At 53.5% G+C, this 10,451-nt stretch carries 13 protein-coding genes and 1 pseudogene; 8 read left to right on the top strand and 6 right to left on the bottom strand.

What is annotated here, in order from left to right; translation table 11 throughout:
• From H627_RS20370 to H627_RS0114515, 3 genes and pseudogenes are all read left to right on the top strand, one after another.
• Positions 1–251: pseudogene (locus H627_RS20370) on the top strand (IS4-like element ISLho3 family transposase); the annotation flags it as partial.
• Between the two features lie 356 nt (positions 252–607).
• Positions 608–1,093, top strand: coding sequence for a helix-turn-helix domain-containing protein (locus H627_RS18605; protein WP_035441252.1), 486 nt, complete (start codon positions 608–610; stop codon positions 1,091–1,093).
• A gap of 367 nt (positions 1,094–1,460) precedes the next feature.
• Entirely contained in the window at positions 1,461–1,982 is a 522-nt protein-coding gene (locus H627_RS0114515) for a methylated-DNA--[protein]-cysteine S-methyltransferase (RefSeq protein ID WP_226999203.1), read from the top strand.
• A gap of 144 nt (positions 1,983–2,126) precedes the next feature.
• Here the strand turns inward: H627_RS0114515 and H627_RS0114510 are convergent, their stop codons facing one another.
• Positions 2,127–2,945: an aldo/keto reductase family protein gene (locus H627_RS0114510; RefSeq protein ID WP_027829507.1), complete on the bottom strand. Its 819-nt coding sequence runs from the start codon at positions 2,943–2,945 to the stop codon at positions 2,127–2,129.
• Positions 2,946–3,051: 106 nt separating this feature from the next.
• Here H627_RS0114510 and H627_RS0114505 point away from each other — a divergent pair, with 106 nt between their 5' ends.
• Positions 3,052–3,873, top strand: coding sequence for a hypothetical protein (locus tag H627_RS0114505; RefSeq protein ID WP_027829506.1), 822 nt, complete (start codon positions 3,052–3,054; stop codon positions 3,871–3,873).
• 2 nt (positions 3,874–3,875) lie between these two features.
• On the opposite strand, the gene H627_RS0114500 is transcribed toward H627_RS0114505, so the two are convergent.
• Positions 3,876–4,142 (bottom strand): hypothetical protein, encoded by a 267-nt coding sequence (locus H627_RS0114500; protein ID WP_027829505.1) that lies wholly within the window; start codon positions 4,140–4,142, stop codon positions 3,876–3,878.
• Between the two features lie 205 nt (positions 4,143–4,347).
• Between H627_RS0114500 and H627_RS0114495 the strand changes: the two genes are divergently transcribed.
• Together H627_RS0114495 and H627_RS0114490 are read left to right on the top strand one after the other, a co-directional pair.
• Positions 4,348–4,800: a MarR family winged helix-turn-helix transcriptional regulator gene (locus tag H627_RS0114495; RefSeq protein ID WP_027829504.1), complete on the top strand. Its 453-nt coding sequence runs from the start codon at positions 4,348–4,350 to the stop codon at positions 4,798–4,800.
• Between the two features lie 70 nt (positions 4,801–4,870).
• A complete protein-coding gene (locus H627_RS0114490; protein WP_051225466.1) occupies positions 4,871–6,775 on the top strand; it encodes a M13 family metallopeptidase in 1,905 nt (634 codons plus the stop codon).
• A gap of 111 nt (positions 6,776–6,886) precedes the next feature.
• Here H627_RS0114490 and H627_RS0114485 read toward each other — a convergent pair whose 3' ends face one another.
• Together H627_RS0114485 and H627_RS0114480 are read right to left on the bottom strand one after the other, a co-directional pair.
• The gene (locus H627_RS0114485) at positions 6,887–7,321 is read right to left on the bottom strand and encodes a macro domain-containing protein (RefSeq protein ID WP_027829502.1); all 435 of its coding nucleotides are present in this window, start codon (positions 7,319–7,321) and stop codon (positions 6,887–6,889) included.
• Positions 7,322–7,443: 122 nt separating this feature from the next.
• Positions 7,444–7,707, bottom strand: coding sequence for a GlsB/YeaQ/YmgE family stress response membrane protein (locus H627_RS0114480; protein WP_035441250.1), 264 nt, complete (start codon positions 7,705–7,707; stop codon positions 7,444–7,446).
• Between the two features lie 214 nt (positions 7,708–7,921).
• Between H627_RS0114480 and H627_RS0114475 the strand changes: the two genes are divergently transcribed.
• Together H627_RS0114475 and kduD are read left to right on the top strand one after the other, a co-directional pair.
• On the top strand, positions 7,922–8,233 hold the full coding sequence (locus H627_RS0114475; protein ID WP_027829500.1) for a hypothetical protein: 312 nt from the start codon (positions 7,922–7,924) through the stop codon (positions 8,231–8,233).
• 119 nt (positions 8,234–8,352) lie between these two features.
• Entirely contained in the window at positions 8,353–9,168 is an 816-nt protein-coding gene (gene kduD, locus H627_RS0114470; RefSeq protein ID WP_027829499.1) for a 2-dehydro-3-deoxy-D-gluconate 5-dehydrogenase KduD, read from the top strand.
• A gap of 42 nt (positions 9,169–9,210) precedes the next feature.
• Here the strand turns inward: kduD and H627_RS0114465 are convergent, their stop codons facing one another.
• Together H627_RS0114465 and H627_RS0114460 are read right to left on the bottom strand one after the other, a co-directional pair.
• Positions 9,211–9,939: a TatD family hydrolase gene (locus H627_RS0114465; RefSeq protein ID WP_027829498.1), complete on the bottom strand. Its 729-nt coding sequence runs from the start codon at positions 9,937–9,939 to the stop codon at positions 9,211–9,213.
• A 182-nt stretch (positions 9,940–10,121) separates the two neighbouring features.
• Positions 10,122–10,451: IS3 family transposase (locus H627_RS0114460; RefSeq protein WP_027829497.1), on the bottom strand; the 330-nt coding region annotated here is incomplete at its 5' end.

Genomic DNA, 10,451 nt, shown 5'->3' with positions numbered 1-10,451 from the left:
TGATGACGTATGACCTGTTGGCGTGGCAACAGCGGTTAAACGAGGATGAACGCACACTTGGCGATCTGTTTTACGAGATGAATGAAGTCATGCCAGACATTGCAGTAACGCAAGCACTGGCATGGCTTCTGAAGGCACTATCCACACTGGGAGCCACTTTAGTGGGCACGGCAGAGGAAGTAATAAATAACATCGTTGACCATTTTGTCAGTTTTCTTCCGAAGAATCTTGTCGACCTATTAGGAATCTGACAAAAACAAGATCATTCCCGCCGCCATCTCACAATTACCAAGGCATCAGTGCACTTTCGGGCTTTCAAGTTTCAGGCATGAGTTAATACCTATCTGAATGATCAGGCGCCGGCGCAAGCCGCGCCTTTTGTTTTTTCCTCATATATCAGTACCGCCGGACATGCACACAATTTTGTCATGGTTTCTTTACATTTTTTTATTATTTCTCAAGCGACCGGCTAAAAGCGGGATGGAGGGCGGTCCACCGGAGCTTTCCGGTGATTACCGCAGTACTTTTTATATCTTTTTTCTTTTGCATATCGGTTGTGTTGAGTGTATTATTATTTATAGCTTGATAATACATTGGAGGGGTTTTAGTGGATTCAACAAATACCATCGAATTAAAGATCCCCATCCACAGTGGCGTTGCAGAAATCGCGATTCCCGTGGATGCCTCGGAAGACGAATTAAAAACGATCAGTCAGAGCATCTTAAATACGTTACAAACATTGAAATCTTTAAATCCTGACCTGAATGTTGACGTGCCGGCCTTGTTTGGGACGCAAGAGGCACCGAAAAAGGCCGCTCCCGTCGCTGTTGCCCCAGAGGATAAAAAGGCTTCGTTTGTGATTTCGCGAAATAATAGTCATGAAGATGCGGCCCAAACTGCCGGCAACTTCCTACGCGATTTCCGAGAAGACCAAAACGCCGATCGCAAGAGTATCTCTGAGGCGACCGGGATTGCGTACTCTAGTGTCTTTAATTTAGAAAAGGGCAAGAGTGTGCCGTCTCTGGAAACTTTGGCGAAGATTGCGGACGCGTATCAGAGTGATGTTAAAGTCACATTCGTTCCTCGCGGTTAATATAATTTAACGTGTGCCACCGGCTAAACACGCTTCGGCCGACAGAAGCTGGAGCACAAGGCAGGGGAAACGTAAAACCTAAGCCCAGTTTTTTCGTTTCCCCTGCCTTGTGCTGACGTTTCTAACCGTCGGCCTACGCTCTCTGGCGCTGGACAAAAAAAGAGCTGGTCAATACCCGAGTTTGTATCGACCAGCTCTTTGTGTATCCCCGGCTTGCCGTCCAGAGATACACCCGGTACAGAGGGAGAGTCGCGGCCTTGCCTGCCGCAACACATGTAGATCAACGCGTGTTTCAATCTACAAGTACATTATAAAGCGAAGGCCTGGGCGGGGGCAATTAATACGCCTTGGCTAAGGAGGGCTTATGTTGACCGAGTATTTAACGACGGCAGTGCATTCGCCCTGGGGCGAGTTCACGGTGATCACAGCACCCCAAGGATTAGTCTTTGTCGGCAGCCCAGGCCGGGTGGGGCTGAACGAGTGGCAGCAGTTTGCCCCGCAGTGGCGGACAGTTGCTGCCGCCCCGATGCCCTCGGATCAGGCTGTGGCCTTGCAAATGGCATTTACCGCTTACTTTACGGGCGCCCAGCACACGGTGCAGTGGCCGCTGGCGCCCTTCAGCACCGGCACACCTCAACAGCAACAGGTGTGGCAAGCATTAGCGGCAGTCCCGTACGGTACTACGATATCGTACACCGCGCTGGCGGCCCGCTGCGGGTTGGCACACGCTGTCCGGGCCGTGGCCAGTGCCGTCGGCAAGAATCCGCTGCTGATCGTGCTCCCCTGCCACCGGATCGTCCGACAAGATGGCAGTGTGGGGCAATACCGTGCGGGGACGGCGATGAAACAGCAGCTGATCACGTTTGAACACGACCAGCTGACTGTCTAAACGGGCTCCGGCCGACAGAAGCTATGGCAGAAGGGCACCCCGGCAAAAAACCTAAGTGCGGGTTTTGTGCCGGGGTGCCCTTCTGCCGCCGCTTCTGACCGTCGGCCTGCGCCCTCTGGCCCCCGCGGGGGCCTTTTATTGTCGTCAGCGCAGATGCAGCGCGTTCAAGGCAGCCATATCCTGAGCATTAATGACGAAGCTGTCAATATCTTGATTGGCTTGAATATGCTTTGGATTGATTGAGCGGGGCAGCGGCAGCACACCCTTTTGGATACAATAACGAATGGCCAGTTGGGCGGTGCTGACACCGTAATGATCCGCGACCGCCTGAATATCTTTATTCCCAATCAATCGGCCAGTGCCCAGCGGGGAATAAGCTTCCACCAGCATGCCGTGGTTCTGCGCGTAGTCGGTAATTTCCGGTTCAGTATAACCGATGGACCAATGAATCTGGTTGACCATCGGCGCGACCTGCGCATGGTCCAGAACCGCTTGCATATCCTTGACCGCGAAGTTAGAAATGCCAATGGCCCGCGCTCGGCCGGTGCGATAAATTTCTTCAAAGGCATCCCACGCCGCCAGGTTGCCGGCGGTGTAGTCCTGCCCCCGCTGACCCCATGGCCAGGGGGCATGAATCAGGTAAAGATCGACATAGCCCAGGTCCAAGTGGGCCATGGTCTCGTTGAACGTATCTAAGGCCCGGTCGTAATCTTTGACCTCTGCGGGCAGCTTGGTGGTGACAAAAACGTCTTCCCGCTTCAGCCCGGAATCGCGAATGGCCCGGCCGACATCGGCTTCGTTGCGATAAGCGTAAGCCGTATCAATGTGCCGATAGCCCAACTTTAACGCCGTAGTAACCGCGTCGTAAGTCTCCTGTCCTGGCGCAACCTGCCAAGTGCCGAAGCCGATCTTGGGGATCTGCACGCCGTTGGCCAGCGTATAAGTATCCGTTAATATTGCCATATTGACACCTCCGTATCCTCAATGATAGCACATACATCCAGAGGAATAGCCTATAATGGAATCATCTATTTTAATTCAGGGCCTTCATTCAGAAAGGAGTTTGCGTATGCGCAAAGTATCACTACTCATGCTGGCGGCCAGCGGTGCGCTGCTGCTGGCTGCCTGTCAGCCAACTACGCCGGCCAGCGACCACAGCTCGGCAAAAACGTCGGCCAGCAGCCAAAGCAAGCAAAAAGAAGATGCCAGCCAAACGAGCAGCAGCCAGGACGTGAGTGATCTCAGCCCGAAGGACGCCCTGGCGGCAATCAACACCCAGCTGACTCAGGATCTGGCCGGAGAGCTGTATCTGCTGAAGACACCGCCAAAGAATGGGTACTGGCAGGTCAGCAGTACCGCCAGCGGGGACCAAACAATTTTGCAGTACACCCCCAGCGACACCAGTCAGGATCTGCAAAAAACCGCCACCGCTCAGTGGCAGTACCAGCTTACCTGGCGGGATTATACGAGCAGCGATACTGCCGCCGCGGCCGTCAACGCCGAACCGGTGCAAAGCGGGCTGAGTACCGTCAAGCTGGGTCAAGGCGTCACTGCCACCCAAACCGGCGGGCCCACGGCGCATTATTTGCATTGGGCGGATAACAAATGGGTGCTGACTGTCCAAGACAGCAGCACCCATGATGACGCCCAACCGTTGGCGGAAAAAGTGGTCAGCCAGCTAGCCAAAACGGCACTGCCGCTCCCCAGTGATAAGGGGGCGGTCACGCTGGTGACCCCTGCGACGGATGATTCCGGCCAACGAGTAATCTGGAATGATGGCGACCGGCTTTACACGTTTACCGGTCAGGATGCGCTGAGCACGCTGCGCTGGGCGGCTAGCCTGAGCAAGACCCAGGGCACGGCCGCGACCAGCAGCGACGATAGTCAGTAGCGTTACCGCACGGTGTTCTCATAGAACTGGTCTAGGCGAACTTCCAGCGTGTGCACATCGACCAAGGAGATCGCTGGGAAATAGTGGAAAAGGAACAGGGGAAAATTGCTGCGGAAAAAACGGTAATTTAACCGATCCAGTGTTTCTACGTCGTCTCCCGCCTGCCGATTCAACGACACGATGCCAGTGGGCCCTGCATACAAGTATGTATCAGCGTCCAGCCATACATGTGCGTTATCTGTGGGTGTGAAAAGTTTCAAGTTCTGCATCGAATGACCTCCCCGTTAAATTGTGTACAGCCACCGTCTCTCGATGGTGTGTTCTCGTCGCAATGCATCGAGTATAGCACGGAGAATTTTTGGCTGACAGGTTGTTTTTTGCCCGCAAACGTGCTATGAAGAGACCGCGAAAAGCGCTACACCACGGGGATATATTACATTGATTGTTTTTTTATGAGGAGAGGGAGAATCACCCATGCCTGCCACCACACCGATTATGCCGGATGCCATTTACGCGTCTTTGACCCATACCCACCGAATTCTGGACACCTTTTTGCAGCGCCGTTTGACCCCGCTGCAGCTGACCTTGGATAATTACTTAATCGTGTTATTTATTGGCCAGCAAACGGAACTCAGTCAAGATTGGCTGATGCAGCGGCTGGGCATCACTGCCAGTGTGGTCACCCGCCGATTGAAACAGCTGCAGGAACAAAAGCTGATTACGAAGGTGGCCAACCCCGATGATCGCCGCGGCTGGCTGGTCCAGCTAAGTGCTGCAGGGCAGCTGACCTATCAGAAATTGGTCGAGGTGCTTTTGGCCGGGCAGCAGCACCTGCGCCAGGGATTGACTGATGCCCAGCTGGTGACGTTCTATGCGATGCTGCGCCAGATTGAGATCAATGCAGCCCGACCGGAAGAAATGAAGTGAGCCTCTTTGTTTTTTCAATGCATTATAGTACAGTGAGAACATATAACAGAATCCAGAAGGGATGAATGACATGGCAGAGACAACAGTACGGATCCAAGACGATTTATTTGATTATGTGAACGGCGAATGGGAAAAGAACGCTGTAATTCCCGACGATGAATCGTCGACCGGCGGTTTCAACGACCTGGCCCGGGATGTCGAAAAGAAAATGATGGGCGAGTTCGCCGACATGGCGGCAGGTAAAGAAGAAGCGCCGGACAAATACTTTGCCCAAGCCATCACGCTGTACAAGCAAGCCCTGGATTTCAAGACCCGGGACGCGGCGGGTATCAAGCCCGTGCTGCCGCGGCTGGCAAAATTGCAATCCTACCAAACACTGAGTGCTTTCTCCGCTGACATGGCTGAGTTGTCTCAGAATCTGTATCTGGTACCCTTCGGCGGCGGCGTTCAGCCGGACATGAAGGACACCAGCAAGAACTCCTACGCGCTGGCCGGCTTGGATACGATTTTACCGGATACGACCTACTATACGCCGGACAATCCCCAGGCCAAGCAGCTGCTGGCGGTCTGGGAAAAGATGGCGCGTAAGATCATTGCCGAGACCCCGCTGAGTGCGGCTGACCAGGATCAGTATATTAAAGACACCTTGGCCTTTGACCAAGAAATCGCTAAGCACGTGAAGAGCCGCGAGGAATGGGCGGATTATCCCGCGATGTACAATCCAACGCCGACAGCCGAAGTGGCCAAGCAATTAGCGCCGCTGGACTTTACGGGCTACTTAAAGGAACTTTTGCCGGTCGTGCCGGAACAGATTATTGTGGCTGATCCCCGGTTCTTGAAGGAGTTTTCTGAATTATTCAACGAAGAATCCTTCCCGCGCTTCATGCACTGGAACTATCTGATGGAGTTGCTGGGCAACACTGGGTTGTTGAGCAATGAGCTGCGGCTGGCGGGCGGTGAATTTGGCCGGGCGATGACTGGCCGGCCGGAAGCGCCAAGCCAAGAGAAGCATGCGTATCGCCTAGCCAACGGTCATTTCAGCGAACCCATCGGTATTTACTATGGCCGCAAGTACTTTGGCGAAAAAGCCAAGCAGGACGTCACCGAAATGGTGCAAGATATGATCCAGACCTACAAGGAACGGCTATCCGGCAACGACTGGCTGTCCCAGGCGACCAAGGATAAGGCCGTCGTGAAACTGAACAAGATGGTCTTGAAGATGGGCTATCCGGATCACCCGAAGAAGGTTTACGATCGGTTCCACGTGGATCCAGATAAGAGTCTGTTCGATAACATTATTGCGCTGGGCAAGGCGGGGCAGGCTTACAATGCCGAACAGTTGACCCAACCGGTGGATCGGACGGAATGGAACATGCCAGGCCATTTGGTCAATGCCAGCTATGACCCGTCCCGGAACGATATCACATTCCCGGCGGCGATTCTGCAAGCGCCGTTTTACAGTTTGGACCAGACTCGCAGCGAGAACCTGGGCGGTATCGGGGCAGTTATTGCCCACGAAATCAGTCACGGTTTCGATAACAACGGGGCGAAGTTCGATGAATTCGGGAATATGAAGGATTGGTGGACGGACGCCGACTTCACAGAATTCAAGAAGCGTACCCAAGGTATGATCGATGAATTCGATGGGCTCAAGGTCGCTGGCGGCACGGTCAACGGCAAGCAAATCGTCAGCGAGAATATTGCGGACGATGGCGGCTTAGCGGCGGCTTTGGCGACAGCGAAGAAGGATGCAGATGTGGATCTGAAGGCATTCTTCTTGAACTGGGGCCGGATCTGGCGGGAAAAGGCGCGGCCGGAGTATGCGAAGTTTATTTTGGCGATTGATGTGCATGCGCCGAATAAGCTGCGGGCGAATATTCAGGTGCAGAACCAGGATGACTGGTATACGACCTTCGATGTTAAGCCTGGGGATGGGTTGTATAAGAAGCCGGAGGATCGGGTTAAGATCTGGTAGGCGATATCCTCCTTGGCGCTAGGTACGCAGAAGAATCTAACTTTTACAATCTAAAAATAGGGATCCCAGCCGAATTATAACTGGGATCCTTATTTGTGTGGGTGGGTTTGCCTATTTCAGCCGGCAGACCATAATCTCGATATCCGTGTCCGCAAAGAGTTCTTGGATGAACGGAGCACTTTCGCGCCAATCCAGGCGGTCGATGCCGGCGCCGATGAGGGGGATGGCGAGTTTCTTTTCGTGGTGGGCGATGAGGGCTTCTTTCAGCGTGCGCAGCGCGGCTTCGAAGTCGCTGCGTTCTGGGAGTTGAGCAGATTCGCCTTTGGTGATCAGGTTGTAGATCACCCGGTCATCGGGGCCGACGTAACGGATGGCGTCGCCAATGGCGGGTTCGGCGTTTAATACGGCGCCAGGCATTTCGGGATAGTAGCGGCGGAAGGTCAAGGCAATGCCCGCGCCCATGCCGGCATCAGCCGCAATGCAGTGGGCAAAGGCGTAATCTGGTGCGGAATCAAATAAATCCTGAGTCTCTTTGTGATAGTTCATGCTAAATGGCACCTCTTTCAGAGTAAGGATACCCCGTTTCACGTGAAACAAAAACTGCCCCGGGCGGGAGGTCCCGGGACAGTTGGGGAGAGTATATCATGAAGTACAAGCGGTAATGCGGGCTAGGCTTTTGCCGATTTGCCCATTTGGCCGAGCACGAGGGAGACGACTACGACCAAAATGATGGCCCCGAGAATCGAAGGAATCAGGGCCATGCCAGCAAGCTGGGGACCCCAAGAGCCCAGGAGCCATTGACCGGCAGAAGCGTCGACCAAGCCGGCAATAATATTGCCGATCCAGCCGCCGGGGAGAGAGCGGCCAGTAATCGCGCCGGCGATCACGCCGATAATGGCCCCGACAATGAGGACCCATAACCAGTGCAACATAGGAATCATCCTTTCTGTATTGGTATGTACTTGCTACTATTTAAGTGTAGCGAACCGCGCGGTCAGTGTGCAATGTTCCTGTTAGTGCTGATATAACAGCCCAAGCCGTTGCCACGACTGCATTTCTAACAGTTTTGTCACATCGGTCTAACGGCTGAGGTGCGAAAATTGAGATACCGATACACTGAAGAAAAACTGAATTGGGGGATGTTCTATGCCATTATTGGCGATTTTGATCGATGCCGTGACGTTAGGCGGGTATTTCATCATTTTGAATTTCGGCGCCGCCCGGGTGCCATTTTGGGGCTTGGCCTTGCAGGCAGCAGCGGCCAGCGTGCTGCTGCTCATGAGTATTGCCTATGGCGGCCGCCGCCGGCTGCGGTTTCGCGGCAATGAAGGCTACCGGCCCTATACACTGCGCTATGGCATCGTGTGGATGTCTTTTGCTGTCAATGCCATCGTCGTGGTGATGTATTACTTGAGTCTGAGCGGCGGGAATAACTTAATTATGCATTTTTATGGGTAAGAAAGCGGAAGCAATCCCGGTATAAAGGGGTTGCTTTTTTGGTGCGGCTTGATATGATGGATATGTACAAATAAGAAACAGGGTTTCTATATAAGAAATTAATGCAGGAGGGATTTTATATGGCAGAATCTGCGGAAGAAATTGCACAACACGAAAAAGAATTGGACCAATTCAAGATGAACTGGTTCAAACTGGACGGCAAAGTGGCCATTGTGACTGGCGGGAATACCGGCCTGGGCCAGGGGTATACGGTGGCTTTGGCCGAAGCCGGCGCTGATGTTTTGGTGGCCGGCCATGGCACGGAGCAGTGGGCTGAGACCCGGGCCATGGTGGAGAAACGCGGCCGCCGGGTCGAATTCATGCAAGTTGATTTAACGACGCCGGATGCAGCAGACAAGGTCATCCAGACGGCTTTAGATAAGTTTGGCCGCATTGACATCTTGGTGAACAACGCGGGCATGATCAAGCGCAATCCGTTACTGGAAAGCAAGGATCAGGACTGGGACAATGTCATTGCGATCAACCTGTCTGCGGTCTACCACTTGAGCCTAGCGGCGGCCAAGGTCATGGCAAAGCAGAAGTCCGGTAAGATCATCAACATCGGGTCCATGCTGTCGTTCCAAGGCGGCAAGTTTATTCCGTCCTACACGGCCGCCAAGCATGGTGTGGCCGGTCTGACCAAGGCCTTCGCCAGTGAACTGGGCGCCTACAATATTCAGGTCAATGCCATTGCACCAGGCTATATTAAGACCGCCAACACGACTCCGATTCGGGCCGATAAAGCCCGGAACCAAGAAATCTTGGATCGGATCCCAGCAGGCCACTGGGCAGAACCTTATGAACTCATGGGCATTGCTGTATTCTTGGCCAGCGATGCCGCCAACTATTTGAACGGGGCCATCGTACCAGTGGACGGCGGCTATTTGGTTCGTTAATTCAATTATGATTCTGATGGCATCCCGGTTCTGACTGGGATGCTATTCTTTTGCCAAAAAGCGGGTCAGGTTCGCCGTGAGCTGGTCAGCCAGGGCGCCGGGAGACACGCCGCGCAAATGTGCCAGGCGGGCAAGCAGATCGGTCATGAAGCGATCATAGTCGGCGTAGGTATCAACTTTCTGCTCGGTCGCCCAAGTGATTGATTCAAGCCTGTCAGATTCCAGGAGCAGCCGATCTAAGGGGACTGTTTCGGCCAGAGCCGTGACGGCTGGATCAAGACCCAGGGAAGGGCCAACGGAGAAATAGGTGGCGAGGCGGAGATAGTCGGATAAATGTTCCGGGCTGTCATACCAATGGATGTAGTAACGATTAGGGAATTGGCGGATCGTGGTCAGAATTTCTTTTTCAGCACCTTTAGTGTGCAAAATTACCGGTTTATGCCAGTCCCGAGCCCAGGCCAGCTGCTGCACAAAGGCGACCCGCTGCTGGCTGAGCGGATTCTTAGTCCAGACCGCGTCCAAACCTATTTCACCAATCACGGGTGCCTGCTGCAATAGCGGCCGCATGCTGGCCGGTGTTAAGCGGTTGACGTCCCAAGGATGCACGCCGGCAGACACCGTGATGGCTGCCCCTGGGTGATTCTGCCGCCACTGCTGAATAGCGGCCCACTCCGCAGAATTTTGACTATTGACGATACCGGCCGCTTGCCGCTGGGCTAAATGGGTCAGCAAGCCTACATCACCGGCAATATGAAAATGACTGTCGATCACAGTGACCACCTCCGCTACCAGTATACCGGGCGGCGGGCACAGATTGACCAGAAATTGGTGACAAAAGGTTCCCGAAACGGGCAAAGTTTCGCCACATCTATCCCGTAGTATATAAATCATCAACAGAAAGGAGTGAGGCGATGATGAAGTGCAACAAAAAAGTTAGACAGTTTGAAAAATAATTACGCTACGGCATGAGTCCGGTATTCGATCGGAGTCAGGCCGTTTTTGTTGAGTGAGATGCGATCATGATTAAACCACGTGACGTAGTGAGTCACGACTTGTTTCAGCTCTGAAAGATCTTTGATGGGTTGCCGATTGATCCGTTCACGCTTGAGCAGATTGAAGAAACTTTCCATTGGCGCATTATCGTGACAGTTACCCTTACGAGACATGCTGGGAACGATCCCCATAGCATGTACCCGAGACTGGTATTCACGGGTCTGGTATTGCCAGCCTTGATCGGAGTGCATGATTGGCGTGACATTGGCAGGCAGCTTCTTAGCCAGATC

Origin of the sequence: Schleiferilactobacillus harbinensis DSM 16991 (genome assembly GCF_000425885.1) — a bacterium.
GTDB lineage: Bacteria > Bacillota > Bacilli > Lactobacillales > Lactobacillaceae > Schleiferilactobacillus > Schleiferilactobacillus harbinensis.
The sequence above is the reverse complement of the archived record's forward strand: the minus strand, read 5'-3'. Positions and strand labels throughout refer to the sequence as shown.